25 protein-coding genes, 2 rRNA genes, 1 pseudogene and 2 riboswitches (1 of these 30 running past the window's edge) are annotated in these 26572 nt (G+C 41.2%); of the genes and pseudogenes, 14 read left to right on the top strand and 14 right to left on the bottom strand.

Annotated features, from left to right (window positions below):
* The 6 genes from MKZ10_RS03155 to MKZ10_RS03180 form a co-directional block, all read left to right on the top strand.
* Positions 1 to 1046 (top strand): 23S ribosomal RNA (locus MKZ10_RS03155) (it extends 1887 nt beyond the left edge of the window).
* 81 nt (positions 1047 to 1127) lie between these two features.
* Positions 1128 to 1243: ribosomal RNA gene (gene rrf / locus MKZ10_RS03160) — 5S ribosomal RNA — on the top strand.
* A 402-nt stretch (positions 1244 to 1645) separates the two neighbouring features.
* A complete protein-coding gene (locus MKZ10_RS03165; RefSeq protein ID WP_342507780.1) occupies positions 1646 to 2455 on the top strand; it encodes a YihY/virulence factor BrkB family protein in 810 nt (269 codons plus the stop codon).
* On the top strand, positions 2455 to 3126 hold the full coding sequence (locus MKZ10_RS03170; protein WP_342509983.1) for a response regulator transcription factor: 672 nt from the start codon (positions 2455 to 2457) through the stop codon (positions 3124 to 3126). The genes MKZ10_RS03165 and MKZ10_RS03170 overlap by 1 nt, the downstream gene beginning before the upstream one ends.
* A complete protein-coding gene (locus MKZ10_RS03175) occupies positions 3123 to 4502 on the top strand; it encodes a HAMP domain-containing sensor histidine kinase (protein WP_342507782.1) in 1380 nt (459 codons plus the stop codon). The genes MKZ10_RS03170 and MKZ10_RS03175 overlap by 4 nt, the downstream gene beginning before the upstream one ends.
* A gap of 76 nt (positions 4503 to 4578) precedes the next feature.
* Positions 4579 to 4974 carry a hypothetical protein gene (locus tag MKZ10_RS03180; protein ID WP_342507784.1) on the top strand — a complete coding sequence of 132 codons (396 nt, stop codon included), beginning with the start codon at positions 4579 to 4581 and terminating at the stop codon, positions 4972 to 4974.
* Positions 4975 to 5036: 62 nt separating this feature from the next.
* On the opposite strand, the gene MKZ10_RS03185 is transcribed toward MKZ10_RS03180, so the two are convergent.
* From MKZ10_RS03185 to MKZ10_RS03200, 4 genes are read right to left on the bottom strand one after another with little or no spacing between them, the layout of a single operon-like run.
* Positions 5037 to 5798: an energy-coupling factor transporter transmembrane component T gene (locus MKZ10_RS03185; RefSeq protein ID WP_342507786.1), complete on the bottom strand. Its 762-nt coding sequence runs from the start codon at positions 5796 to 5798 to the stop codon at positions 5037 to 5039.
* Positions 5795 to 7249, bottom strand: a complete 1455-nt coding sequence (locus MKZ10_RS03190) for an ATP-binding cassette domain-containing protein (protein ID WP_342507788.1) — start codon at positions 7247 to 7249, stop codon at positions 5795 to 5797. The genes MKZ10_RS03185 and MKZ10_RS03190 overlap by 4 nt, the downstream gene beginning before the upstream one ends.
* Complete coding sequence (locus MKZ10_RS03195; protein WP_342507790.1) at positions 7239 to 7841, bottom strand: ECF transporter S component; 603 nt, start codon at positions 7839 to 7841, stop codon at positions 7239 to 7241. The genes MKZ10_RS03190 and MKZ10_RS03195 overlap by 11 nt, the downstream gene beginning before the upstream one ends.
* Before the next feature lies 1 nt (position 7842).
* Complete coding sequence (locus MKZ10_RS03200; protein WP_342507791.1) at positions 7843 to 8448, bottom strand: YkoF family thiamine/hydroxymethylpyrimidine-binding protein; 606 nt, start codon at positions 8446 to 8448, stop codon at positions 7843 to 7845.
* A 79-nt stretch (positions 8449 to 8527) separates the two neighbouring features.
* A riboswitch (TPP riboswitch) is annotated at positions 8528 to 8634 on the bottom strand.
* Between the two features lie 289 nt (positions 8635 to 8923).
* Here MKZ10_RS03200 and MKZ10_RS03205 point away from each other — a divergent pair.
* Together MKZ10_RS03205 and MKZ10_RS03210 are read left to right on the top strand one after the other, a co-directional pair.
* Positions 8924 to 9481 (top strand): NAD(P)H-dependent oxidoreductase, encoded by a 558-nt coding sequence (locus tag MKZ10_RS03205; protein WP_342507793.1) that lies wholly within the window; start codon positions 8924 to 8926, stop codon positions 9479 to 9481.
* 186 nt (positions 9482 to 9667) lie between these two features.
* Positions 9668 to 10732, top strand: coding sequence for an LLM class flavin-dependent oxidoreductase (locus MKZ10_RS03210; RefSeq protein WP_342507794.1), 1065 nt, complete (start codon positions 9668 to 9670; stop codon positions 10730 to 10732).
* Positions 10733 to 10849: 117 nt separating this feature from the next.
* Here MKZ10_RS03210 and MKZ10_RS03215 read toward each other — a convergent pair whose 3' ends face one another.
* The 3 genes from MKZ10_RS03215 to topB all read right to left on the bottom strand — a co-directional run bounded on the left by MKZ10_RS03215 (position 10850) and on the right by topB (position 15329).
* Positions 10850 to 12331 carry an MDR family MFS transporter gene (locus tag MKZ10_RS03215; RefSeq protein ID WP_342507797.1) on the bottom strand — a complete coding sequence of 494 codons (1482 nt, stop codon included), beginning with the start codon at positions 12329 to 12331 and terminating at the stop codon, positions 10850 to 10852.
* A 340-nt stretch (positions 12332 to 12671) separates the two neighbouring features.
* The gene (locus MKZ10_RS03220) at positions 12672 to 13112 is read right to left on the bottom strand and encodes a GNAT family N-acetyltransferase (RefSeq protein ID WP_342507799.1); all 441 of its coding nucleotides are present in this window, start codon (positions 13110 to 13112) and stop codon (positions 12672 to 12674) included.
* Between the two features lie 57 nt (positions 13113 to 13169).
* Positions 13170 to 15329: a DNA topoisomerase III gene (gene topB / locus MKZ10_RS03225; protein ID WP_342507801.1), complete on the bottom strand. Its 2160-nt coding sequence runs from the start codon at positions 15327 to 15329 to the stop codon at positions 13170 to 13172.
* A gap of 270 nt (positions 15330 to 15599) precedes the next feature.
* Between topB and MKZ10_RS03230 the strand changes: the two are divergent.
* The 3 genes and pseudogenes from MKZ10_RS03230 to MKZ10_RS03240 form a co-directional block, all read left to right on the top strand.
* A pseudogene (locus MKZ10_RS03230) lies at positions 15600 to 15707 on the top strand (hydrolase); the annotation flags it as partial.
* Positions 15708 to 15792: 85 nt separating this feature from the next.
* Positions 15793 to 17058, top strand: coding sequence for a hypothetical protein (locus MKZ10_RS03235; RefSeq protein WP_342507803.1), 1266 nt, complete (start codon positions 15793 to 15795; stop codon positions 17056 to 17058).
* Between the two features lie 87 nt (positions 17059 to 17145).
* Entirely contained in the window at positions 17146 to 17409 is a 264-nt protein-coding gene (locus tag MKZ10_RS03240) for a pirin family protein (RefSeq protein ID WP_342507805.1), read from the top strand.
* Between the two features lie 21 nt (positions 17410 to 17430).
* Here the strand turns inward: MKZ10_RS03240 and MKZ10_RS03245 are convergent, their stop codons facing one another.
* Complete coding sequence (locus MKZ10_RS03245) at positions 17431 to 17793, bottom strand: hypothetical protein (RefSeq protein ID WP_342507807.1); 363 nt, start codon at positions 17791 to 17793, stop codon at positions 17431 to 17433.
* Between the two features lie 404 nt (positions 17794 to 18197).
* Positions 18198 to 18542 carry a toprim domain-containing protein gene (locus tag MKZ10_RS03250; protein WP_342507809.1) on the bottom strand — a complete coding sequence of 115 codons (345 nt, stop codon included), beginning with the start codon at positions 18540 to 18542 and terminating at the stop codon, positions 18198 to 18200.
* A gap of 323 nt (positions 18543 to 18865) precedes the next feature.
* Between MKZ10_RS03250 and MKZ10_RS03255 the strand changes: the two genes are divergently transcribed.
* Positions 18866 to 19267, top strand: coding sequence for a helix-turn-helix transcriptional regulator (locus tag MKZ10_RS03255; RefSeq protein WP_342507811.1), 402 nt, complete (start codon positions 18866 to 18868; stop codon positions 19265 to 19267).
* 195 nt (positions 19268 to 19462) lie between these two features.
* Here MKZ10_RS03255 and MKZ10_RS03260 read toward each other — a convergent pair whose 3' ends face one another.
* A complete protein-coding gene (locus MKZ10_RS03260; protein ID WP_342507813.1) occupies positions 19463 to 20050 on the bottom strand; it encodes a LysE family transporter in 588 nt (195 codons plus the stop codon).
* A gap of 151 nt (positions 20051 to 20201) precedes the next feature.
* Positions 20202 to 21107: a LysR family transcriptional regulator gene (locus MKZ10_RS03265; protein ID WP_342507815.1), complete on the bottom strand. Its 906-nt coding sequence runs from the start codon at positions 21105 to 21107 to the stop codon at positions 20202 to 20204.
* Between the two features lie 1190 nt (positions 21108 to 22297).
* On the opposite strand from MKZ10_RS03265, the gene MKZ10_RS03270 reads away from it, so the two are divergent.
* Complete coding sequence (locus MKZ10_RS03270) at positions 22298 to 22921, top strand: FMN-binding negative transcriptional regulator (RefSeq protein ID WP_342507817.1); 624 nt, start codon at positions 22298 to 22300, stop codon at positions 22919 to 22921.
* A gap of 337 nt (positions 22922 to 23258) precedes the next feature.
* On the opposite strand, the gene MKZ10_RS03275 is transcribed toward MKZ10_RS03270, so the two are convergent.
* The 3 genes from MKZ10_RS03275 to MKZ10_RS03285 form a co-directional block, all read right to left on the bottom strand.
* A complete protein-coding gene (locus MKZ10_RS03275) occupies positions 23259 to 23573 on the bottom strand; it encodes a multidrug efflux SMR transporter (protein ID WP_342507819.1) in 315 nt (104 codons plus the stop codon).
* On the bottom strand, positions 23573 to 23914 hold the full coding sequence (locus MKZ10_RS03280) for a multidrug efflux SMR transporter (RefSeq protein ID WP_342507821.1): 342 nt from the start codon (positions 23912 to 23914) through the stop codon (positions 23573 to 23575). Before MKZ10_RS03280 ends, MKZ10_RS03275 begins: the two co-directional genes overlap by 1 nt.
* A gap of 72 nt (positions 23915 to 23986) precedes the next feature.
* A riboswitch (guanidine-I (ykkC/yxkD leader) is annotated at positions 23987 to 24084 on the bottom strand.
* A gap of 69 nt (positions 24085 to 24153) precedes the next feature.
* Complete coding sequence (locus MKZ10_RS03285) at positions 24154 to 24888, bottom strand: MurR/RpiR family transcriptional regulator (RefSeq protein WP_342507823.1); 735 nt, start codon at positions 24886 to 24888, stop codon at positions 24154 to 24156.
* Between the two features lie 184 nt (positions 24889 to 25072).
* Between MKZ10_RS03285 and MKZ10_RS03290 the strand changes: the two genes are divergently transcribed.
* Complete coding sequence (locus MKZ10_RS03290) at positions 25073 to 26401, top strand: 6-phospho-beta-glucosidase (protein WP_342507825.1); 1329 nt, start codon at positions 25073 to 25075, stop codon at positions 26399 to 26401.
* Positions 26402 to 26572 lie beyond the last annotated feature (171 nt).

Here is a 26572-nt window from a genome sequence, read left to right on the forward strand (position 1 = left end):
AGAGGAGAGGTCAGCGCAAGCGAAGCTTTGAATTGAAGCCCCAGTAAACGGCGGCCGTAACTATAACGGTCCTAAGGTAGCGAAATTCCTTGTCGGGTAAGTTCCGACCCGCACGAAAGGCGTAACGATCTGGGCACTGTCTCAACGAGAGACTCGGTGAAATTATAATACCTGTGAAGATGCAGGTTACCCGCGACAGGACGGAAAGACCCCGTGGAGCTTTACTGTAGCCTGATATTGAATTCCGGTGCAGCCTGTACAGGATAGGTAGGAGCCTAAGATTCCGGAGCGCCAGCTTCGGAGGAGGCGTTGGTGGGATACTACCCTGGCTGTATTGGACTTCTAACCCATGCCCCTTATCGGGGCAGGAGACAGTGTCAGGTGGACAGTTTGACTGGGGCGGTCGCCTCCTAAAGAGTAACGGAGGCGCCCAAAGGTTCCCTCAGAATGGTTGGACATCATTCGTAGAGTGCAAAGGCATAAGGGAGCTTGACTGCGAGACCTACAAGTCGAGCAGGGTCGAAAGACGGGCTTAGTGATCCGGTGGTTCCGCATGGAAGGGCCATCGCTCAACGGATAAAAGCTACCCCGGGGATAACAGGCTTATCTCCCCCAAGAGTCCACATCGACGGGGAGGTTTGGCACCTCGATGTCGGCTCATCGCATCCTGGGGCTGTAGTCGGTCCCAAGGGTTGGGCTGTTCGCCCATTAAAGCGGTACGCGAGCTGGGTTCAGAACGTCGTGAGACAGTTCGGTCCCTATCCGTCGCGGGCGCAGGAAATTTGAGAGGAGCTGTCCTTAGTACGAGAGGACCGGGATGGACACACCGCTGGTGTACCAGTTGTCTTGCCAAAGGCATCGCTGGGTAGCTATGTGTGGACGGGATAAATGCTGAAAGCATCTAAGCATGAAGCCCCCCTCGAGATGAGATTTCCCATTACGCAAGTAAGTAAGTTCCCTCAAAGAAGATGAGGTTGATAGGTCTGGGGTGGAAGCGCGGCGACGTGTGGAGCTGACAGATACTAATCGAACGAGGACTTAACCTTCTAGTAAAAAGGGCAGGTTGGCCCTGATTTGTGAAACACACTGTCGTATTATTCAGTTTTGAGTGAACAAGCTCAACATAGTCTGGTGACGAAGGCGAAGAGGTCACACCCGTTCCCATCCCGAACACGGAAGTTAAGCTCTTCAGCGCCGATGGTAGTTGGGGGTTTCCCCTTGCAAGAGTAGGACGTCGCCGGGCACATGGTCATTACCAATTAGGTAATGGCTTTTTTAGTACCTAAAAAAACCAAAGGTTCATCTTTTGAACTAGTTCAATGGAATGCGAGAAAGGTGAGGTGTGGTGGAGTTCGAGGAAGCGAAGGTAGGAGGATCGGAGCGAAAGCCGTTACGAAGAACGGCTTTTGCAAACAAAAGCGAAGCGTTGAGAGCATGGATTTTAACACGGAAGTTAGGCTCGAGCGCCGATGGTAGTTGGGGGTTTCCCCCTGTGAGAGTAGGACGTCGCCGGGCACATGGTCATTACCACTGGGTAATGGCTTTTTTTATGCTTATTTTTAATCCGTAAACTTTCTTATCCTTTCCTTTGGTTATCCTGTTGTCTTATTCCGAATAGGGTATATTGAAGTAGAGAGGTGAATGGATGTTTATTATTCGAAATGTCGTAAGTCGCTTTTTCAAGGAGCGTTTTTTTGATCAGGCAGCGCAGACAGCGTATTATCTTTTACTGTCGATGTTTCCGTTTCTTATTTTTATCTTTTCCTTGCTAAGTTTGTTTCCGGTGAATGAAGAAATGCTTCTGTTGTTTCTTAGACCCTTTACTCCGAATGAAGCATTCGTTATTATTGAAAGAAATGTCCAAATGGTTTTGAATAAAGGACAGGGGAAACTGCTGTATACGAGCCTTGCAGCGGCATTTTGGATATCCTCGATGGCAGTTCAGTCGTTAGCCCGATCATTGGATTTAGCAAATGGCTATGAGAGACGCTATGCATTTTGGAAAGTACTCCTACGTGATCTTAGAGTGACGCTTGTCTTTATGCTTGTCATACCGCTGTCGCTGTTCCTGCCAATCATCGAGAAGGCATTGTATAGAGTTGTAACTTATTATGATACGATTGAACAGTGGCAAGGGTGGTTATATGTTTGGCCCAATGTGAAATGGGGGCTAGGCACACTTTTTTTGTTGTTGTTTTTCCTATTATTTTATATGGTTGTGCCAACAGGAAAAATGAGGTTGAAGGAAGTACTTCCGGGTGCTATTTTTTCAGCGCTTGGCTGGCAATTGTTTTCATTGGTATTTGGGGATTATGTATCGAATGTTGATTACACATTGTTATATGGCCAGTTGTCAGGAATTATATTACTTGTTCTTTGGTTTTATTTATCGGCAGTTATTATATTATTATCGGGTTTGTTGAATGCAGAATGGCGAGGGAGGAGGAAGAGATGATGAAAATACTTGTGGTGGACGATGATCCAAATATCTTAGAGTTGGTCAGTATTCAATTGATGCAGGCAGGATATACGGTTCTCAAGGCGGCGGATGGCCTCGAGGCAATGGAGCTATTGGAGACGGATATGCCAGATTTAGCGGTAATAGACGTGATGATGCCGAGAATGGATGGCTATACATTGACGAAGAAGCTAAGAGCCGAGGCAGATATACCGGTTTTATTGCTGACGGCTAAGGGAGAATTGGAAGATAAAGAGAAGGGCTTCCTTGCGGGATCTGATGATTATGTTGTGAAACCGTTCGAGCCGAAGGAATTATTATTTCGGATCAATGCTATTTTACGTAGATATGATAAGGCGGTCGATGTGTTTATTGAGGCGGGACCACTGAAAATTAATCGGCAGAGCTATGAGATAGCCGTAGGCAAAAAGGTATTGCTTCCACCGCTGAAAGAGTTTGAGTTGTTGTCAGTGTTAGCGTCAAAGCCGAATCATGTGTTTGCGCGTGAACTATTGTTAGAGCGGGTGTGGGGTTATGATTATGAAGGTGATGAACAGACATTAAATGTGCATATTAAAAGATTGCGGGAAAAACTGGGCAAGCTAACGGAAGAAGTGAAGATTTCGACGGTACGTGGGGTTGGATATAAGCTAGAGGTTTCTTCGTGAGGTCGTTGTACGGTAAGTTCATTGCTATGACGGCTGCAATTATGGTGATTAGTGGCCTTATTGCATTTTTGTCGATCAATACATATTATCACCAGTATTTGAAGGGGCAAAACGATGAGAAAAATATGACCATTGCAAAGAACGTTGCGTCTTTTATCCAATCGAATGAGGGATTGGATCTCGATGATTATTTAACGACACAGTCGGCAGTGGGCTATAAGTTGTATGTTGTGGATGAACAACGACAGGTGATAGAGTATGGAGAGCCATTTCGTGTTGAAAATTTATCAGAAAAAGCGATAGATCAGGTATTGAATGGGGAAATCTATCACGGGATGAGGGATCTTCCAGGCGAAACGTTTGTGACAGGTTTTTTCTCGAATGAGTCGGCCAATACAGTGGGTGTGCCGTTTGACTATGAGGGAAAAGCCTACGCTCTTTTTTTACGTCCAGATATTAAAATGCTATTTACTGAAGTGCATTATATCCTTGGAGGTATGGTGTTGGTCATGGCGGTGATTAGTTTGTTATCAATGTTAATAGTGGCGAAGAAGCTGATTGATCCGATTACTGCGCTGACGGTTGCGACGAAAAGGGTTGGAGAAGAGCAGTTTACGGGTACTCTTGATATCAATCGAAAAGATGAGATTGGGCAGCTGGCGAACAGTTTTCAGCAGATGACGGAAAAGCTGAGTGAAAATGATCGGATACGCAAAGAGTTTATCAGTGATGTGTCGCATGATTTTCAATCGCCATTGCTCAATATAAAAGGCTATGCACAGCTATTATTAGATGATCAGTTGACGGAGGAGTTGCGAAGAAATTATGCAAATGTTATTCAATCTGAAACGGAACGCTTGTCTTCATTGACGAAGCAGTTATTGTTGTTGACTTCGTTGGATCAGTTATCGTCTCCGTTGGAAATGAAAACCTTTGCTTTGGATGAACAGCTGATGGAGATTGTTCGTAAGTATAGATGGTTGCTGGAAGAAAAGGAAAAGTCATTGTCGATGGACATTGATGAGGTCCGTTATATGGGTGATCCAGCGTTTCTTGAAAAAGTATGGGAGAACCTGGTGCTGAATGCGTTGAAATATACGGAAATTGGCGGGACCATTGATATTTTATTGACGGAACAGAATAACGAGATTACGGTAATGGTTCGTGATACGGGTATTGGGATTAGCGAGGAGTCGATTCGACGGATATTCGACCGTTTTTACCGGGCGGATGATTCGCGAACGCAGGAAACGGGTGGGACGGGACTTGGATTATCGATTGTTCAACAGGTTGTGAAGCTGCATGATGGAACGATTGATGTTGTTAGTCAGATAGGAGAAGGTACGACTTTCACGGTGCGATTGCCAAAATTGTAATGTCCCGTTCATCTTCCGTTCATGTTGGGTGTTTACAATAAAGGGTATAACATGGATGACATAGGAGGAATTATAGATGGAAGAAAAATGGAGTTTACGGTTAATACGTGTCGCGGCAATTTTTGGTTTGATCGGGACATTTTTAGGATCACATATGGCAGGAGCGGGATCATACGCATTCCGTCCGATTCACGCGCATATTTTATTGGTCGGCTGGTTGTCGTTATTTGCATGGGGCGTTTTTTACAAGATTTACAAAGTTCGGGCGAAAAAGCTGGTGGCACTACATGGTTGGACGGGTATTATCGGAGCGATTGGTCTAACGTCAGGTATGTGGCTTCAATTTATGAAGCCGTTTAATGTCAATGACACCGTGGCACTGATTTTCTATATTGTAGGTGGAACTGTATTACTAATTAGCTTTGCATTGTTTGTGGTCATTACATTTATGACGGAGAAAAAGGGTTCATAATGATGCCCTCCCAAAATAGAATGGGAGGGTATTTTTTTTATGTCCAGGCCACAGTGTTTTTATCATGTAAATAAAACACCTAGCCAACAGCACGCTGTCAGTAGTGTCAAAAATAAAGTCAGTAGCATCCAGTCAGTGAGGCGTACGGTGACAGGCTTAAAGAATTCGGAGCGTGGTTGACCTGTAAAACCACGTGCTTCCATGGCGAATGCCGCACGTTCAGCTTTTCGGACTGCAGCTGCTAGCAGGGGGATGAGCAATCTTCTCATGCCATACAGTCGTTGCCACCACCACTTTTCTGCTCCGACACCCCGCAGTCTATGAGCGTGACGGATTTGGATAAATTCGTCTTTAATAACGGGTAGAAACTGATAACCAACGAGAATGCTATAGGCGAGTTTGGGCGATAATCGCAACTGTTGCATTAAACTCATGATGAATTTGACAGGCTGTGTTGTCAAAATGAACAACAGGGAAATAGCAGAAAATGCTATAACCCGCAATGCCAGCGATAATGCTCGTGATAGCTGTTCATCAGTCACCACAATGCTGTTCCAAGTCCAAATCACGGTTCCACTTGAATCAGCAGCAAATACAATCGTCGTCCACAAATACCCGACAGCTGTCATCGAAAAAGGAATCATCAGCAAGAGCCATAACTTCCAATTGACCGCGCTACACAACAATTGCACAGTGAGGATGCCTATAAAAAACAATGCTGGTGTCCAAGGATTGAAAAACCAAGCAAGTGTCAGCATCGAAATGACAACAAAAAGAAATTTTAACGCAGGATTCATATCATGCAGCTGGTCACGAATTTTCACAGATTACCACCTCCAGTAGGTGGCAATAAGGAGTGCTCCCGCAATAATTCTTCATCTTCCCATACATCTCCCGCATCATAGCGCCCGGTCAACCGCCCTTCTTTTAATAAAAATACTGTATCCGCAACGGCTGCGGCAAATTCCATATCATGCGTTACGATGAGCAAAGCAAGTCCCTCCTCTGCACGTGTGTGAACAAGATGATGCAGTTCCTGCAAGGCAGTTTCATCCTGTCCACTCGTCGGCTCATCCAAAAGAAGGACAGGTCGTCTTTCAGCCAGCATCGCCGCGATGGCTGTTCGCCGTTTTTGCCCATGACTAATTGCAAATGGGTGGGACTGCCGGATATCCTCCAACTTTAAACGTCGCATAATATCCTCAACCAATTCAGGTGCTACGCCCCTAGAAAAGACAATCTCATCCTCAACCCGCTGTGTCACAAACAAATGCTCAGGCGATTGGGGCACATAGCCTGGAAGGACGGCTTCTCCTACAATTCGTCCCTTTGTCATCGGCATAATGCCGCAAATTGCTTTCAACAGCGTCGACTTTCCACTGCCGTTATGCCCTGCTAGTACAGCCACCTCTCCGCTATTCAACTGGATAGACACATCTTCTAACAACATTTTCCCTTTCATTTTCACAGACACACTCTGCATGTCAAAGACTGTTGCAGCACCCCTCGAAGACCTTCTTTTTTCGAATAAAATCGGAGCTGCCACAGTGCAATTGGTTCGTTCGACAAACCCGCCAGTTACAACCTGTAAACCCCAATCGAAAAAATTTCCCCAAGTATCAAGACGATGTTCAACTACAACGACAGTCCAGCCATACGCTCTTTGAAGTGCATCTAACCAGCCAACAAATTCATGTGCCGTCACCGGATCTAGATGTGACAAGGGTTCATCCAATAACAGAACTTCTGGTTTCATCAGAATGGCACAGGCAGTAGAGACTCGCTGCTTCATCCCACCTGAAAGTGTTTGAATGACTGTATGCCTTAAGTTACTTAGCTGTGTGACTTCTAATGCCTCCGTTATTCGCTGCTCCATCTCTCTACGTGGTACATGTAAGTTTTCAAGTGTAAAAGCCATTTCCTCTTCTACAGTTGGCATACAAAATTGCGAATCAGGATCTTGAAACACAGTGGCAACACGGGCATTGACCTCACCTGGGGCGTAGTCTTCATGGTCTTTATCCCATAACGTAATGGTTCCGGACAGAATGCCATCGCAACTCGCCGGGTACAGGCGGTTCATCAAATAAAGTAGCGTGCTTTTGCCGCTGCCGCTTGCACCTGTAATGACGACACGTTCCCCTTGCCGAATGGTCAAAGAAACGTCTTGTAACACGGGATTATCCTCCTCAGGAAAGCGGAAGGTGACGTTAGCGAATGCCATGACAATGGCGGACTCAATTGCTAGTACTTGCTTTGCCCATTCAACGACCATGCTGAACTGTTACTTTCTGCTTGCGATTTGGTTTATCCCTAGAAATGGCATAGCCACGTAGTGCACCTGTCGCAAGAAGACCGTCAGATACCCATTTCCCACCAAGTCCGGCAATCAGCGCACCACTCATAATTCGTAGACCAAACATGAGAGCAACATAAGAAGGGGAGAGCGCTGCATAACCCGACACGAAATAGCTGTAGACAAAGCTAAATACCGCTGATCCCACGCCCGCCAAAATGAGCACCCATGTATTGAATCGTTTGTAGCCTGTGGCGGCAAAGGCAGCTTCTGCCCCTAATCCTTGAATCAGTCCACTTAAAATCAGTCGCGGGCCAACTGCATTACCAATCATCACTTCAATGGCGGCAGCTACGGTTTCAGACAACACGGCGGCACCAGGTTTGCGAATGATGTACATGCAAATAATCGACACAATAAACCAAATGCCAAACATCCATTCATACGCAATCGGGCCGATGAAGCCAGCCCAAATATTTCCGACATGGACGAATAGTAAATAGACAACAGCAAATACAACGGCCAGCACCGACAATAACACAACTTCTTTCAGCTTCCAGGACTTCAACAAGTCAGGCACCGCCTTTGTGTGAAGGACTATTGATGCTCATATTAACCGTCATGACGAGATGTCGATGTTCCGCGGAGCGTGCCTCGGAAAAAGACTCTTCTAAAAATGTAAAAACCTCATGAATATCCCCGTGCAAGCCGCTGGCATAATGCATACTCGTGTTAAAGACACCTTGTTCCTTCGCACGCTCTACTTCTTTATAAATGACCGACATATAATCCGGATTGTTCATCGGATACAAAGCAAACTGTGAGGATACATATTGTCGTAAGTCTTTCACTAGTGGTTCATTTAATCGAACATCATCTTTTTCTAAATAAACATCCCCCGCAGTATCACCAGGACAGCCGACTGAAAAAGTACCGTTAAAGGCGACATGTGTCCCCGTTTTTGCAGCGTGTAACACAATAGCCTTGGCCGTATCAAAAACATGAATCTCTTTGCCACGTATGACCGTACTGACATCATCGGTGTGCATCCACACATTGGACGTATCTGCTTTCGATAATGCGCCTTTAATGATTTCTACAAAATTGTCCGCCATTGGATGAAGCGAAAACCGCAATCCAATAATCGGGCTCGTTCCACAAGAAAATGCTGTTTCCATAACTATTTCCCCCTATTTTACTCCACAAAAAAAGCCACATCCGTGAAGATGCAGCCCTCCTGCGCATAGGTGACCTACGGCAAAAGTAACCGCACTTCCCCACGCCAGTATTACCTGGTTCGAGTTATAAGGGATCGGAGCAAAAGCTCTCATCTCAGCCGAAAATAGGCACCCCTAGTGCAGAAAACGTATGTGATTTTGATTGTAAAGTTTGTATTATGCTGAATCGACTCCAGCGCATTCAGTGTAAAGGAAGGAATGGCGTTTGTAAAGTGTAAGATAAATGTAACCAGTTCCAGATGACTCTCGAAACTACTTGCTTGACAATACGTGGTTACAATTATATAGTTTGTTACGTAAAGTAAGTATTGTCGTTTGAAAAAGTAAATAAATTATATGGGTGGTTATCAAAGTGGGATTTTTCGACAGACTATTCGACAGACTATTCGGTAGATCAACTGAGGAGGAAAAAACAATGACAAATGTAAAATTGAAAATCGGTATTGTTCAAGGTAGTGTACGTGTAGGACGCAACGGTGATGCTGTAGCAAAATGGATGAATGAGTTCGCAAACAAACGTAATGATGCAGAGTATGAAATTGTAGACCTTGCTGATTACAACCTGCCATTCTTAGGCTCAGCAAATGCACAACCGGATGCTGAAGCACAAATCAAAGCGTGGTCAGAAAAAATGGCTTCTTTCGATGGTTATGTTTTCGTTACACCTGAATATAACCATGCAATTGGTGGCGCACTAAAAAATGCGTTGGACTTCTTGAACCCAGAATTGAACAACAAAGCAGCTGGCTTCGTTGGATATGGTAGCTTGGGTGGTACACGTGCACATGAAAATCTACGTCTAATCCTAGGTGAACTACAAGTTGCTGACGTTCGTACAGCGGTGACGTTCTCCCTGATGTCCGACTTTGAAAACATGAGCGTATTCAAGCCTGCTGATTACCATGCAGACAATGCAAACGCTATGCTTGACCAAGTTCTTGCTTGGAGTGGCGCATTAAAAACTGTACGATAATAAAGGATGTTCATACTGTATGCAGACATAATTCAAAACTATGTCTACATACAGTGCGTTTCGTAAGTGTTGTATAGTAGGACTAAAAATCGTACATACAAAAGGAGATAGCTGTTCTAGATGAAATAGCAAATGCATAACATAGAAACGAACATTTTACATTTTCTCTGAAATGGAGTACAGATAATGACAAATGAAGTAGGCAAACCGGGAATCGAAATAGGCATTTATACGTTTGGGGATATCGGCCCAGATCCACATACAGGAAAGACAATTAGCATTCAGCAGCGCCTACAAGAGGTGCTGGCTGCTGGAAAGCTAGCAGATGAAGCTGGACTTGATGTCTTTGGGGTAGGTGAACATCATCGTTTAGACTACGCGGTGTCATCTCCAGCTGTTACGCTCGCAGCAGTGGCACAGCATACGAAGCAAATTAAGTTAACGAGTGCAACGACTGTGTTAAGTACAATCGATCCTGTCCGTCTTTTCGAAGACTTTGCGACACTTGATTTACTGTCAAATGGCCGCGCAGAAATTATTGCAGGTCGTGGTGCATTTGTAGAATCTTTCCCGCTATTTGGCTATGATTTAAACGATTATGATGAACTGTTTGAGGAGCATATGCAGTTACTCCAACAGTTAAATACGAGTGAAGTTGTCAATTGGCAAGGTTCTTTCCGTTCATCGCTACAGAACGCCATGATTGCACCTCGTCCGGCACAAGAAAAATTACCGCTTTGGATTGGTGTGGGCGGAACACCGGAAAGTGCAATTCGGGCAGGTAGACTTGGCACAGGAATGGCTCTTGCTATTCTTGGCGGCGATCCAAGACGCTTCAAGCCACTTGTCGATTTGTATCGCCAAGCTGGATTAGAGGCGGGGCATAGCGTCGATGCCCTAAACGTAGCAGTGACGGGGCATACATTTATCGCCAAAACTACGCAACAAGCAAAAGATGAATTTTACCCCTATTACACAAGTTATTGGGAGTATGTGAACAAACAGCGCGGAATGAGCACGAAGATAGCCCGCTCTGATTTCGAGCAAATGGCTAGCCCTGAAACCGGATTATTTGTAGGAAGTCCTCAACAAATTATTGAGAAAATACTCCAACAGCATGAATTGTTTGGGCACCAACGGTTTATCGCGCAAATGGATATTGGAGGCATACCGTACGCAAGGGTTGCTGAAGGTATTGAAATGCTGGCGACAGAAGTGGCGCCGGTTGTTCGAAGAGAGACTGCAAAGTGAATGTAGTAGTTTTAAAATAAGTGGGAATACCGTATTTTCGATTAATCGACAATACGGTATTCCCACTTTTTCATTTCCACAAAGTATTTTGGAGAAATGGGTCTTTTTCAATGGCGGTTATTCTTTTTGCACCAGCTCATCTTCTTCACTTGGCTTCGCACGATAAACGATAAACGCCAAAAGAACGGCTACGAGAGACATGGCGAAAGCGATGAAATAGACAAGTTCGACGCCAGCTACCATTGCTTCAACGAGTGTCGCGGGGTCATTAGGTGCATCTGCTTGTTGTAAAAACTTCAGTTGCCTAGCGTTCATAATGCCAATAAATACAGACACACCAATCGCACCTGCTACAGGTTGTAGTGTCGACATAACTGCGGTTCCATGTGGGTACAATCGTTTAGGTAACTGATTCAAGCCGTTCGTCTCAGCAGGCATCATGATTGCCGAAACAGCTAACATTAATAAAATATAACCGACGATGACAACCCATAATGCAGTTTCAGCTGTTAATCTGCTCATCATAAACATCGTTCCACTTAACACAAGTGATGCTGGAATCATCAATACTCGAGGACCGAACTTATCAAACAGATGCCCCATGAATGGCGACATAATGCCGTTCAAAATAGCCCCAGGTAATAGCACAAGACCAGCTGTAGCCGCACTTAAAGCTAACGGACCTTGCATATAAATCGGTAAAATAATCTCTGAAGCAAACATAGCCATAATAATAATTAAAAACATCAAAACGGCATGTGTAAACATCGGATATTTAAAAACGCGTAAATCCATGACAGGCTCTTCAAGCTGTAATTGCCTAATGACGAATAACACAACTCCGATAATCCCAGCACTAATGGCTATTAAGACATTCGTACTCAAAAATCCATTTGTACTTTCTCCTACAGAACTAAAACCATACACAATAGAGCCAAAACCAATTGTAGAGAAAATAATGGAGATGATATCAATCTTTGGCTTCGTTACTTCTGACACATTAATCAAATATTTATAAGCGAATGCGATTGAAAATATTGCAAATGGAATCACAACGATAAATAGATAACGCCATCCTAAATATTCAACAATTACCCCGGAAAGTGTTGGTCCAATCGCGGGCGCGAACATAATGACTAGCCCTACGATACCCATGATTTTCCCACGCTTATGGGGTGGATAAATGAGTAAAAACACATTAAAGATGATGGGCATTAATAATCCTGTTCCCACTGCCTGGGTTAATCGGCCGACTAACAAAATTGCAAATGTTGGTGCACTCGCACTGATGATGGTTCCAAGGGTGAAGACAATCATCGTACTTAAAAATAACTGCCGTGTCGTATACCATTGGAGTAACAAGGCAGATACAGGGATTACAATGGCCATCACAAGCATGAATCCTGTCGCCATCCACTGCACAGTCGTTAAGGAAATTGAGAACTCCTCCATCAACGTGACAAGCGCAATATTTAAGAGCGTTTCGTTTAATATCGCAAAAAATGCCCCAATAATAAGGGACAGCATGATCGGCAGTACCTTGGCATTTGGATTCTCCGATAAATACTCATATTTCTTTGGTTCTTGATTGTCGTTCATATGCAAAACTCCTTCTATATTATAGCATTTCCTAATCATACACTAAAAATGTATCAACGAGAAAGGGGCTGAATGTTAAGTTTTAGAAAAGTAAAAGAGGAGCTACCAATCATGTCGATGTATCAATTTTGGTGTGAGTCGAAGGTCCCGAAATGACGATAACTCTACCTAATTGATCGATAAGACTCTCCAATTGATCAATAACGACTTTGAATTGATCGATAAGTTTCCAGTGGTGCTTGTCGAGGGATAGAAAGTCAACTTTACTAGCATGAAACAGCAGAAATTAAAGCCCCGACACAATTCATAACGTTGAATTGTGTTGGGACCCTAAACGACCTTATTTAGCAGCCAATTCTTTCGTCATTACAATATGTGGAATCCCGGCTTCCATGAATACGTCGGATGAAGTTTGATAGCCCAGTTTTTCATAAAAACCTTCCGCATGTGTTTGCCCATGTAATTTAACTCGGGATAGCCCCTTCTCTTCTGCAATATTTTCCAATGTCCCTATGATTACTTTACCCAGTCCAAATTTCCGGTAAGACTCCAAGATGCAAATTCTCTCCAATTTACCGAAGCCATCGACCCATCTTACTCGTCCAGTTCCGACAGGTTGTTCATTATAATAGACTAAAATGTGTTCAGCAAGCTCATTCAGTGTGTCGAATTCATCAAACTCCTCATCAAAAGGGACGTTTTGTTCTTTGACGAATACTTCTTTTCTAATATGAAAAGCTATTTGTAAGTCGTCTTCCAGTGTTATTCTTTTAGATTCCAATGTGCTTCAGTCCTTTTTCTAGATTTAGTAGAAACCAAATTTCCGAGTAGTCTCGTTTTATTTCCCGATAAATTCCAAATTAATCTTCCCATCGACGAGTGTCAGCTGTGCATCAAATTTATTCCCCGTATTCGCCGTAAAGCCCTTAATCACATTGGTTTTCCCCTTCGTACACAAGAGCTTAACCTGACTTGGGGTCAGCTTCTTCTTCAAAAACACCCCTGGAAATGTTTGCTTGCAGCCACTTTTATATGCGCTACAACCGTAAAAGTCTTTGCGTGCCATAATCATGCCTTCTTTACAAGCGGGGCATGGTGCGACTTCGACTTGTTTGTAGGAAGTTCGTGAAGTTGTTTTACCGACAACACTAGCCGCTAGTTTTGCATCAATCGGTTTAGCGTTTAATTGGCCCGGTACTTCCTCCAATAAACTATTGATGAACTTCGCAATGCTGCCGAGGAAACGTTCCTGCGTCCCTTCGCCATTGCCGATTTTACGTAAATAGGTTTCCCATTTAGCAGTCATCGACGGGCTTGCCAGTAGATTGCCTTCGATGGCTTGGCATAGAATACGCCCTTTATCCGTAATCGAAACGATGTTTTTCGTTACACTAATATAGCCATGGCGTTTGATCGTTTCGATGATGCCACTGCGGGTTGCCTCTGTTCCAAGCCCCTCTACCTCTTTCAAAATTTCTGTCTCGTTTTTATCCTCAACGAGCTTCCCGCAGGTTTTCATCATGGCGATGAGCTGACCTTCTGTATACGGTTTGGGCGGCATCGTTTTGCCTTCTTTAATGCCAATGTCACTGTCAACAGGTTCATGTAGTGTAAGTGGTGGCAATGTAGGCTCGTCCTTGTCATGTTCTTTGGCAGATGAACGAACGAATAATGCTTTCCAGCCTTTGTCACGTTCCGTTTTGCCGACTGTGAAGAAGGGAAGTCCGTTGACGTCAGTCGTCACCTTCGTTTCTGTATACAAATAGTCGGTGTGGAACATGGCGAGTGTCGTGCGGACCACTTCTTCATATAAATGACGTTCGATAGTCGATAGCCTGCCAAGTACCGCCTGCGACGGGATTTTCTTCGTCGGAATGATGGCATAATGTTCCTGGACCTTCGAGCTATCCACATAGCGCTTTTTTGGCGCAAGTGATTCAATTGGAAAAGGATGATTGATAAGTTGTTGGTAATCGCCGACTTGATCCGCAAGATAAGAGAACTCGTTAGGCGTAATATAGCGAGAATCTGTTCTTGGATACGTGACAATTTTCTTCTCGTATAGTCCTTGCATAATTTTCAACACATCTGCCGGACTCGTTTTCCACAACCGGTTTGCTGTTGCCTGTAACGTTGACAGGGAGTGAAGTTGAGGGGGCGGCGTTCGCTTATCGACTTTCTCTACAGAGGTAATCGTCCCAGGCGATTTCGGATGGATATCATGTTTCGACAACAACTCCCGAATGATTTCCCGCTTCGGTTCCTTCGCCTTCGCTTTTCCTTTATACGTCCCATTAGCAGCCATAAAAGTAGCTTCAATTTCAAAAAACGGCTCAGAAACAAAGGTCTCAATTTCTCTTTGGCGCTGATAAATTAAGTAAACCGTCGGCGATTGTACACGTCCGATAGAAAATACATCCTGAACACCTCGCTCTTTCAACAATAAAGAATACAACCGCGAACCATTCATACCCACAAGCCAATCACTAATTTGACGAGCTTTCGCTTCCTCATACATGAGTAAGTCTTTACGATTATCATGTAAATTCGCAAAGCCTTTCCGCACTTCATCCACCTCAAGTGAATTGATCCACAGTCGTTTAATCGTTTTTCCTCTTGCACCTGTTTGGTGGTAAATACTATAGAAGATATTCGATCCTTCGCGATCAACGTCACATGCGTTAATGACCGTATCTGCCGCAAGTATGAACTTCTTCACGGCTTGAAACTGCGCATACTTTCCCTTTGCAATTTGAAATTCATAGCGTTCCGGTAAAATCGGTAAACTATTAAGCGTCCAACGAGTCCACTTTTTGTCATAGGCTTTCGGTTCTTTTAATTCCACAAGATGGCCGATGCCCCATGTGATAATTGCCCCATGCGGAAACAGCTGACTTTGCGCGAGCTCAATATGTGTTTTTTGCCGACTTTTCACAGTAAATGCATCCGCGTAGGCTTTTGCTTGGGATGGTTTTTCAGCTAAAATGACTGTCTTCATGAGTAAACCTCATTTCTTTATACGATGAAACGCTAGTTCTATTATTATCGCATAAATTGAGGAGAGTGCCAAATTGGTAAGGGGGGGTAGTAAGTGGTTTTTATTTATATAATGTCGGCAATTTCCCTTTTATATTTAATACATGTAGTTTAGACCTCTTCATGGATACTTGATCTTAAAGCACGTTATCACCTGTGACCCTTAATATTGGGCTGTCTGCAGCAGCCGATAAAGTCTGCGTATAGGGAAGAGGTTCCTTGGCAAGAATAATTTCAAGCAGGTCCCAACCGTCCTTTAAAGCAGGGGCTGGTCGAGCTCTTCCCAAATGCACAAATGATCTCACCCCCAGGCCAAATCAACGCTTGGGATAGGGACGAGCCTATATAGACTGCGTCCTTTTTTAAACCACCGCAATATCCTTATGTCGAAGACTTCAGATAATAAATTTAAGGGGAATTTTAAAATGAAGATAACAAAAGTAACTACACTTTTAGAATTGTTGAAAGCGATAGCGGAAAATATACCGCAAACTTTGGAAATCGAAACATCCATTCTTTCACCCCACTCTATTACTTTACCTGAAGGCTACAAAATAACAGGAAAAAGTAACGAGTCATGTCTAGTGTGCTTTAACAATAGTGATGGGTTTGGTGTGACTCGAGACAATACCATTTCAAATTTAACAGTTATGACAAAACAAACTAACAGAGCTATATATACGGTGTGCGGCATTCCGGATATGGGAGACATTGTCCTTGAAAATTTGAATATTACAGGGCAGGCTTCAATTATTGCTAGGCCAGGAACAGATAAGATTAATCTTGTTTCAAATAATATACACATTACATCCTGCGATTCAAGACATTACAGTGAGCAGCCGCAAAAGTACGGTGTTAATGTCTATCAAGGTGCGCTGACTGTATATAATTTTAATTCCGATAAAAACAGTAAGATTGATTGCACCTTGACGAATATTAGCTTGGGCTATAAAAATTCTCCTGTTATTGGATCGGGTATTTTTGTTTGTGGTTTTGGCGATGAAGGTGGGAAGGTTAATTTAGAAGTACTCACCACAGGGGCTATTTTTTCAAATGGTATGTTACCCTATGGTACGGCCAATATCATTACCGCTGCTGTTTTCATTCTCTATGGTGTTGAGGCAAAAAAAGTTGAACATCACGGGGAGCTTGTGACTTACGGTGTAAACGATATGGTCTTGGATACTTGGGGAAAAGTTGAAAGATGGGTTAGCGATGATTCAATCGTATCTTATGGACCAAGCGGAATAGGATTCGTGAACTTTGGCACAGTAAAAGATTTTATGGCACAAGATATTACTACATATGGGTTAGGCGCTAGAGGGTTTAATCAATATGACGGTACAGTTGAAAATATTACGTTTAAATCCATTACAACCCATGGTGATGGCTCAATAGGCATACAAGTCAGTAAACCAATTGGAAATATGACTGTGGAAGAAAACGTAACCACGTATGGCTCTGTAGGTAATTCATTAGTAAAAGGTGTACTAACAGAGCTGGCGGCAAATGCAATCAGTATTAAAGAGGGCGGCAAAGTTGAAAGTTTGACTATAAATGGTGACATCATTACTTACGGCGACAATGTGACGAATTATGCATTGGAAGGCGGAGAAGTAACGAAGTTTACTATTGGCGGTGAAATGATCGCTAACGGGGAAAATTCACAACGGCAACTAATGGAGGAATGAACTTTGGATCGAACTATTGAAAGTGTTATTCAAGGTCAAAAGTAATTGGCGATGGAGATATGACACTTTTTAGGGCACTGCCTCAAATTGTTAGGCTCATTTGTATTCCTCGATCATTACAAGCATAATTCTAAAAGAGGCATAGGGGACAAGCCGCACCCACATGCAGGTATTGAAGTTTATACCTATTTGATTAAAGGTAGGATGGAACATAGTGATAGCAGAGGTTTTAAAGATGTCCTTGGGCAAGGTGATTCACAATGGATACGTGCAGGCAGTGGGATATTACATGCAGAAAAGCCTTCGATGAGCAAAATGAACCGGAACATGATTAACGTGCAGGTTGAGTAACTCAAAAGCGACTCGATTGTCCTAGTTTCTCCGACGCTCTAGTTCCTTCTGAATCATTTCAAGCATGGCAGATCGGAGTTTACGCTCGTATGGATCAGTTTCGGATTCCGGCTTAGCGAGATAGTCCTCGTTATACTTGATTTCAAGATAGAGGATGTCAGTTGTCTCCATAACGGCATGGCGTTTGGACTTCTCTACTTCTGCCGCGATTTTTCCCAATTCATAATCAGCTGGGTCTCGCTGTGCGATTTCCGAAAGGGTCACCTTTATTGACTTCGAGTCGCGGGGCTCTTCATTGTTCAGCTGTGTAAGTCGCTCATACAACTTCTTATTGGTGAATTTTTTGACCTTAGTTTCACTGTACCTCGAAAATAATTTCATCATTTGTCTCCTCATTAGATAATTTCAGTTTTCGATTGAATTGTAGCGTCATTTGAGGTAGTTTAGTCATTAGAAATTAGAAGAATCCTTTCTATTGGTTAGTTCTTGGTCGATCTAACCATAACAGAAACGGATTCTTTTTTCATTTTTTAAGTGAAAATAAGAATCCCACTAAAAAGCTGACATAATCGCTTTTCGGTGGGGTTTTGTGTTGGTTGGTGAATAATACAGGGAGAAGATTACTTTTTATCAATCCCCTTTAAGTCGTTATCTTTTTTGAAATGCACATAAATCCGGCGATTAAATCTGGTTATGTGCATTTTTTATTTACGTGCGATTCAAAATTTAACGAGATATCTAGGGAATACCTTAATATGGATAAGAATATTTATTATGTACACATTATTTTATAGAGATATATCGAGGTCACAGGCGTTAATGACCGTATCTGCCGCAAGTATGAACTTCTTCACAGCTTGAAACTGGGCATACTTCCCCTTAGCAATTTGAAATTCATAGCGTTCCGGTAAAATCGGTAAACTATTAAGCGTCCAGCGAGTCCACTTTTTGTCATAGGCTTTCGGTTCTTTTAATTCAACGAGATGGCCAATGCCCCATGTGATAATTGCGCCATGCGGAAATAGTTGACTTTGCGCGAGTTCAATATGTGTTTTTTGCCGACTTGTCACAGTAAATGCATCCGCGTAGGCTTTTGCTTGGGATGGTTTTTCAGCAAGGATGACCGTTTTCATGAGTACACCTCATTTCTTTTTCACGATGAAACGTTCGTTCTTATAGTCATAGTATCGCATAAATTAAGGAGGTTTCCAAATTAAGGATGGGTGGTTAGTGTATACTTTTGAGAAGTGTTTGAGTGACTGGCACCGAACTGTTATGAAGATTGGTATGTAGGATTTCAAATTTATCCGAGATAATTGTTCAGGAAAAAAAGGTTGCAAATACGATTGGGGCAAGGATGACACAGATTCTAGCGTGCTATTTATAAAGATGAAAGAATTCCTTTCTAGTAAATAAAGAGTAAGCGTGATTAGATAAATCTAGGAGGAGATATTTAGTGGAAATTGGGCAGGAAATAAAAAAAAGAAGAACAGAATTGAATATTACTCAAGAAGAACTTGCTAAACGATTAAATGTAACAAGAGCAGCAATTTCAAATTGGGAAGTGGGAAGAAATTATCCCGATATTCAACTTCTAGTGAAGCTTTCTGACGAATTAAATATCTCTTTAGATCAGTTACTGAGAGGAGATGAAAAAATGGTTTCATCTATGGACAAGAAAATTAAAAAGGGTAATTTTGTCGAAAAATATTATATCGTTTTTTTGACGATTGTTAGTATGACATTAGTTGGCTACTTTTCATTCGACAACTGGGCCTCAATTATTATTTTTGGATTAGTGAGTGGAGGAATATTTGGAGTAGTTATTGATTCAATTGGAAAAGAAAAAACTAAATGAAATAATGAAATTGGTAGTTCTCTACTCTTAGTAGTGGAGAAAGGGCAGACGTTTATAAATGTCTGCCCTTGTTAGTTTATTGATCATTATTCACTAAGTATCTTAACCGAATACTACCTACAGGTGCTAACCCAAAATATTGAACAAGATAAAATACCTTTAAGTTTGGGTGACTGTGCACCTTTACATTCTTCTTTACTGTAATAAAAGTCCGACCGCACATTGCAGGAGTAATAACGCCAATATACTATTTATTACTCGGAAATGTTTGAAATAGGTCTTTTGAAATACCCCCCCAAAAAGTATCCAAGTTAAGGTAGCAATCGTACCTATTGTGGCAATGATTATTTCAAAAAATAACAGCCATCCAAATGATGAATAATATGGAACAACGTATCCTGTTAGAGAAGTTATGCCAAATAAAAATATCTTCACATTAACAATTTGCAAAACAAAACCAGTCAAAAAAGAAGGTTGTTTCCCAGCAGTTTTATTGTCAGGCTTACTAATGGCGACCTGATAGGCAAGCCATAAAATATAAATAGTTCCTGCATATTTAAGGACAGACATTAGTGGATTTATGAAGCTCTCTAACCCGAAAATAAATACTGCACATACTGTTTGTACAAAAAAGTAACCGATAAAGATCCCGAAGAATAAAGGTTTCCCTCTTTTCCATCCGTAGTTGGTCATTGTATTTAATGCTAGGATATTTCCGGGTCCCGGTGTAAAGGCATTTATTATAACGTATATAGCAAATGACAATAATGTTTGAACGCCCATATCAAAATTCACTCTTCTTTCCATCATTCAACTTATTATTTCTTTAGTCATTTAAAGTATAATGAATGGTTTTGATATAGCATAATATTAAAAATATATATCTTGATATAGGTAATAACTATATCAAGCTGAGAGTCACGTCCATTTTCATTTATAATTCCTGTGCAATCTTTTTTAAGGCATCCAAATATAGTTCGCCAAGCCCCGTTAGTGTGACATCTCTATGCTTTATTGTTCCAACCCGTATGACTTCATCTACATTAAGAGGTACTGCAATAATTTCATCGCCATGAAGATATGTAGGGAAAACTCCGGAGGAAATGGTATACCCATTAAGACCAATCATGAAATTAACAATGGCTGCTCTGTCACTTACTTTGATACTTTTCTTTACACTTCGTGTACTTAAAATTTCTTCTGAAAAGTAAAAAGAATTATACTCTCCTTGCTCAAAAGATAGGCATGGATAATCATCTAATTCATCCAAATCAATAGATTCTTTTTCGGCTAATGGATGTCTTTTATGAATAAATACATGGGGTTTTGTAGTGAATAGTTCTGAAAAAATTATGTTTCTTTCTCTTAACAGTTTTAATAATACTGATTCATTGTAGTTACTTAAATAAATAATCCCCAACTCACTTCGTAAATTTTTAACATCTTCAATGATTTCATATGTTTTCGTTTCACGAAGTGTAAACTCATATTCAGAAGCCCCAAATTCTTTTACAAGTTCCACAAAAGCATTGGCTGCAAAAGTATAATGCTGTGTTGAAATACAAAAATGTTGTTTGGCTGGCTTTTCACTCATATATTTTTCTTCGAGCATGTTAAACTGCTGTAATACCTGCCTAGCATAGCCTAAAAATTCAGCTCCTTCATTAGAAACCGTAACGCCTCTATTCGTTCTAATGAATATGGTAATTTTTATTTCCTTCTCTAATTCCTTAATCGCATTCGACAAACTTGGCTGGGAGATGAATAAACTCTTTGCTGCCTCATTCATGGATCGCTTACTAGCTACTTCTAATGCATATTTTAATTGTTGTAAAGTCAAACTAAACGCCACCTTTTCAAAGACCCGAATATATTCGTAATCAAACGTCTGGGTATTCTTCTTATATATCTGTATCCTCATCTACTGTTGCAATCCCACTAAGGAAATGATCCGAATCTCAATATTAGCAAGTATCTTTTTATCCTCGACTATTTTGTTTGAGAAGTCTATCGTAAATATAACCTTCGCTTCTTACTAAACAAGGTTTTTCATAGCATTTTGGAGGTTATGCTGTAGCTTTGACCCTTATCATCCACACAAAAGGATGACCATTTTCATGGAAACACCTCTTTTCTTTGCGATGAAACGTTAGTTCTGCTAGTTGTATTATCGCATATTAGTGGGATCGTTTCCAACTGCATACTTAGTCGGTAGCGGAGGGTGATTACTTTTTTCTATTGGTGTAAAGAGCAAGCATCGCAATAACAGCTGTTGCTGCTGTTGCGAGAAATATGCCAAATTGGAATCGCATATTCATTGCATCATAAGTCGCCATATAAACACGGGCCCACATGAAGTGGGTCATGAAGACGTTGCCGCAGGACGCGACGTTCTTAGTCTGCCTCACCTTAAAAGGGAGCGCCAACCGCCCATCCGCTATATTTTGCTGCAACTACTAGTCTAGCACTTTAAATGACAAAAAAACGATGGTAGTAGCCACAAAAAAATCTACATAAAGTCCTTAAATCTCCACATTAATTAAGATGGTTTCTTAATGATTTTAATAAATTAAAATGTGGTTTGTTGAGCCCATGTAGATTTTTTAAATCGGATATAAAATCTTCGCTAAGGCCTTTCCACGGTTTTCAATTTGGGTAAAGCCATAAAATTGTGAGATTGCTTGAACCTCCATGCCATAAAATTGAATTGCCCCAACCAGAGGTGTTCGTGCTTTTTGCGTTATCCAAAAATAATATAAGCGAGCAGTGCTTACATTACAATAGTAAATGGTGTTGCAACCATGTTCTCGATCACCCAAGTGACAAAATTTCATCATCGAGTTTTTGAATGTTACAATTAATCGGAGGGGTAAAAGGTTTCATTGACTTAAGTTAAGACGTGCTATTTTTAAATTAAAAGAGTAGGGTTTTATCCAAACAGTAACTCATTCTTTTTGTATGGGCAACGAAGAACAAGCAGACTTTATAATGACCAAAAAACTCAAATAGTCTTTTGAAAGGCAGATTATCATGTATATCCCTAAACATTTTAAAGTGACAGATTTTGATGAAATCCAAGGATTTATTCAGGAAAACTCTTTTGGTACGCTTGTGACAACAAAACAAGGAACACCAATTGCCACCCATTTACCCTTGGCGTTACATAAGCAAGGTGATGAGTTCTATATTAATGGACATATGGCTTATGGAAACCCCCAGTGGAGAACGTTCGGGGTTGAGAATGAAAATGTCCTCGTTATATTTCAAGGACCGCATGCTTACATTTCATCATCTTGGTATAAAGATGAAAATGTACCCACATGGAATTATCAAGCTGTCCATGTATATGGAACAGCTAGTATTATGAGTGAACAAGAGCTAGAAGAAGACCTTAGATTATTATTAAAAAAATATGAACATCATCGAGAGAATGCGGTAGTATGGGAAAATCTTTCTTCACAAACTAAAAAACAAATAAAAGGGATTGTTGGATTTAAGATTAAAGTACAGGAAATTCAAGCGGCGAATAAACTAAGTCAAAATCGGAATGAAGAAGACTATCATAATATTGTTACTAAACTCTATGAGGAAAAGGGCATAAATTCTGAGCAAATGGCCAAAGTGATGAACGAAAAGCTAAAAAAAGATAAATAAGTATGATGTTTTGGATCTCTACCAAAACAGTAATAGTTACTAAATAATTGAAATCGTATCTTTTCATTGGAGCGATGGATACTATATATGTTGAACTAAAGAATCCTACTAGTAACGCTTGGCGCTTGGAGGATACCTCTCACAATGATTCGGGCAGAAGACCGATGTCAACCAAAAGGGGAGTATTACTGATGTAGTACTTCCTTTCTTTTTGTTAAATTCTTGTTGCAACGTTATGTACTTTTTCGTTTCATAACCCTGTCCTTTTATTTTGCATCAAACACAATGATGCAGATTAAAACACACTGGCGGAAAATCAACTTTCCCACCAGTGTGTTTACGAGACGAGCTTTAAACCAACTACTGCCCCCAATACCATGGCAATGAAAATGATTCTTTTCCATTCTTTTGATTCGCCATAAAAAATCATGCCTAAAATTGCTCCACCAGATGCACCAATTCCTGTCCAAATAGCATATGCAGTCCCCATCGGTAATGTTTTCATGGCATAGGCAAGAAACATAAAACTTGCGCCAAATCCAAGAATTAGAAATAGCACTGATTGCCAATTTCGATCATTGTGCAATTTATTGATCATTAATACACCAAACATTTCAAACAGCCCTGCAACAATTAAAGAAACCCAAGCCATTATGATTCAACCCCTTCTTCAACGGTGTCTTTTGTCACTAATTTCAAACCGATTACCCCAGCTAATAAAACTAAAATCAACAGCACTTTTGCGAGTTGAAACGGTTCGTCAAAAAATAGGGTGTCCGAAAAAACGGTTCCGGCAGTGCCCAGACCTACAAAAACCGCATAGACGGTTCCAACGGGTAATTCTCTTCCAGCCATAATCATTAAGTAAAAACTAATGATAATCGCAATAATGGTTCCAGTCCAAGCCCAGAAATCATCCGCATGCTTTAATCCAATGACCCAAAAAACTTCAAAAAAAGCAGCGATAATCACTTTCACCCAGTTTGCATTCATGCAAACAACACCTCCAATTTTATTCTTACCCCGGAAAACGAGAAAAAGCCTAAGAGACAACTGTTAAACAGTTTCTCCCAGGCTTTTATCCTTCCGTGGCATAGCAGAGCTATGAGTTTTCTCTCGGACCAGACTAAAAAACTCGTTACGGAACCCTAGAAAACATTTTGCTTATGCAATTACCCTCGATTATACACAAATTTTGATTCAATTCAAGGGTAATGCTTTAGAGAGTGGATCTATTCCTGCGCCTCCCTATTTATTTCATACACCTTTCGTGCCATTTCCTCCAATATAAAAACAACAGGAATTTGCGTAGTGACATTCATACTCCCAATCCACTCCTCCGTTACATAATAGGAAATATTAATATCAGCTAGTTTTGCCATAGTGGATTGTTCATTGTTGGTAATACTTAAAATCTTACTGCCCTGCTCCTTTAACTTTTGAACGTGAGACAAAGTAAAAGCACTTTCTCCTGAAACGGAAAGAGCAATCGTGATACTACTATTCAAGTCGGTATGAATGGGCACAAACCAATCTTTTATATACATGGAGAACTTACCCACGCTTGAAAAATACCTTGAACCATATTCAGCGAATGTTCCTGAACTACCAAATCCGATAAAAATGATTGTCTCTGTTTTAGCAATAATACTTGCTGCATTCTCTAACTTAGCCAGGAACTTCTTATTTTGAGTCCGCTCAAAAAACTCCGCTAATACATACTCGTTGCTTTTAATGGCTGGGGTAGGCTTTATATCAATTAAAAGCTTAAGTTTTACCTTGAATTCTGAGAAGCCCTCGCAATGTAATTTTCTACAAAAACGCATGATTGTTGAAGTGGAAACATGCGCTTCGTCAGCAAGGTCACGTATCCGCATATAAACAACCTTTTCCTTGTTTTTCATGATGTATTTATAAAGTAACATCTCAAGTTCGTTGAATGTCGTGATTACTTCGTTTGTAAACAAAGGCTCCTCACTCCTCATCTGTTTTCCTTTATCTTCTACTATACATCACGCGGGAAACGCAGTGTTACTTTCGAGAAACAAATATCTTTCATTGAAAAACAAATCTAACGCCTCCTCAGCTATATCTTATTGCTCTTTTTCCTCATAGTATAGTCTTTATAATTAACTTTTAGGAGGATGGACAATGAGTAAAGGGATTAAAATTGTCACGATTGGTGGAGGTTCAAGCTATACTCCGGAATTAGTTGAAGGGTTTATTAAAAGATATGATGAATTGCCTGTCAGGGAATTGTGGTTGGTGGATATAGAAGCGGGTAAGGAAAAATTAGAAATCGTCGGGAACCTTGCGAAAAGAATGATAGAAAAAGCAGGTCTGCCGATTCAAGTCCATTTAACACTCAACCGAAAAGAAGCTTTACAGGATGCCGATTTTGTTACGACACAATTTCGTGTAGGTTTGCTAGATGCGCGTGCAAAAGATGAAAGAATTCCGTTAAGCCATGGCGTACTAGGACAAGAAACAAATGGGCCAGGTGGGCTTTTAAAAGGATTGCGTACGATTCCGGTCATTTTAGATATCATTAAAGATATTAAGGAATTATGTCCGGACGCCTGGTTGATAAACTTTACAAATCCAGCAGGCATGGTGACAGAAGCTGTTCTTAGGTATACAGATCATAAGAAAATCGTTGGATTATGTAATGTTCCGATCGGCATTGAGATGGGAGTTACAAAACTTTTAGATGTCGATCATTCGCGCATCCGTATCGATTTTGCTGGTTTAAATCATATGGTATATGGATTGGATGTTTATCTAGATGGGGTTAGTGTAAAAGAACGAGTCATTGAACTGATCGCTGATCCGGAAAATAGTAGCTTTGTTAAAAACGTGAAAGGGCAAGGATGGGAACCAGAATTTATTCGTGCCCTAAATGTACTAACTTGCCCTTATCATCTGTACTATTATAAAAAAGATGACATGCTGCAAAAGGAGCTAGAAAACTTTAAAAATGGTACAACGAGAGCGGAAGTCGTGAAAAAGCTTGAAGAAGAATTGTTTGAGCTATATAAAGACCCTAATTTAGCAATTAAACCACCTCAGTTAGAGGAACGAGGCGGAGCGTATTATAGTGATGCGGCTGTTCGTTTAATTTCATCGATCTATAATGATAAACGAGATATTCAGCCGGTTAATACCATCAATAATGGGGCCATTGCTAGTATACCATTTGACTCCGCTGTTGAGATTAGTTGTGTGATTACTAAAGAAGGTCCAATTCCATTAAGTGTTGGCGATTTGCCAGTTGCAGTTAGAGGTTTAGTACAGCAAATCAAATCTTTTGAACGAGTGGCAGCCGAGGCGGCAGTGACAGGAAACTATGACACAGCACTGCTTGCCATGACAATCAATCCTCTCGTTCCATCAGATACAGTTGGAAAAGCCATTTTGGATGAAATGCTGGAAGCACATAAAGAACACTTGCCACAATTTTTTCAACGTGTAGATGTGTAATTGTTGAGCTGACAAAGCATGTTAACTTAATTCAGCAGGGGTTCAACCCTGGCTGAATTAAGTTAAAGCCTCCGGCGGATGTCACGCCGAGGCACGATTGATTAATTTTAACGAAGAAGAGACAGGGAAATGTTATTTTTCCTGTCTCTTCTTATTTCATAGTCACTCGGT

The sequence above is a fragment of the Sporosarcina sp. FSL K6-2383 genome, from assembly GCF_038618305.1.
GTDB lineage: Bacteria > Bacillota > Bacilli > Bacillales_A > Planococcaceae > Sporosarcina.

Bases quoted from the DNA above. Each gene is read 5' to 3' on its own strand.
- MKZ10_RS03165 (WP_342507780.1), top strand. From the start codon at position 1,646: ATGTTTATTATTCGAAATGTCGTAAGTCGCTTTTTCAAGGAGCGTTTT.
- MKZ10_RS03170 (WP_342509983.1), top strand. From the start codon at position 2,455: ATGAAAATACTTGTGGTGGACGATGATCCAAATATCTTAGAGTTGGTC.
- MKZ10_RS03180 (WP_342507784.1), top strand. From the start codon at position 4,579: ATGGAAGAAAAATGGAGTTTACGGTTAATACGTGTCGCGGCAATTTTT.
- MKZ10_RS03190 (WP_342507788.1), bottom strand. From the start codon at position 7,249: ATGGTCGTTGAATGGGCAAAGCAAGTACTAGCAATTGAGTCCGCCATT.
- MKZ10_RS03200 (WP_342507791.1), bottom strand. From the start codon at position 8,448: ATGGAAACAGCATTTTCTTGTGGAACGAGCCCGATTATTGGATTGCGG.
- MKZ10_RS03205 (WP_342507793.1), top strand. From the start codon at position 8,924: ATGACAAATGTAAAATTGAAAATCGGTATTGTTCAAGGTAGTGTACGT.
- MKZ10_RS03210 (WP_342507794.1), top strand. From the start codon at position 9,668: ATGACAAATGAAGTAGGCAAACCGGGAATCGAAATAGGCATTTATACG.
- MKZ10_RS03215 (WP_342507797.1), bottom strand. From the start codon at position 12,331: ATGAACGACAATCAAGAACCAAAGAAATATGAGTATTTATCGGAGAAT.
- topB (WP_342507801.1), bottom strand. From the start codon at position 15,329: ATGAAGACAGTCATTTTAGCTGAAAAACCATCCCAAGCAAAAGCCTAC.
- MKZ10_RS03235 (WP_342507803.1), top strand. From the start codon at position 15,793: ATGAAGATAACAAAAGTAACTACACTTTTAGAATTGTTGAAAGCGATA.
- MKZ10_RS03245 (WP_342507807.1), bottom strand. From the start codon at position 17,793: ATGATGAAATTATTTTCGAGGTACAGTGAAACTAAGGTCAAAAAATTC.
- MKZ10_RS03250 (WP_342507809.1), bottom strand. From the start codon at position 18,542: ATGAAAACGGTCATCCTTGCTGAAAAACCATCCCAAGCAAAAGCCTAC.
- MKZ10_RS03260 (WP_342507813.1), bottom strand. From the start codon at position 20,050: ATGGGCGTTCAAACATTATTGTCATTTGCTATATACGTTATAATAAAT.
- MKZ10_RS03270 (WP_342507817.1), top strand. From the start codon at position 22,298: ATGTATATCCCTAAACATTTTAAAGTGACAGATTTTGATGAAATCCAA.
- MKZ10_RS03275 (WP_342507819.1), bottom strand. From the start codon at position 23,573: ATGGCTTGGGTTTCTTTAATTGTTGCAGGGCTGTTTGAAATGTTTGGT.
- MKZ10_RS03280 (WP_342507821.1), bottom strand. From the start codon at position 23,914: ATGAATGCAAACTGGGTGAAAGTGATTATCGCTGCTTTTTTTGAAGTT.
- MKZ10_RS03290 (WP_342507825.1), top strand. From the start codon at position 25,073: ATGAGTAAAGGGATTAAAATTGTCACGATTGGTGGAGGTTCAAGCTAT.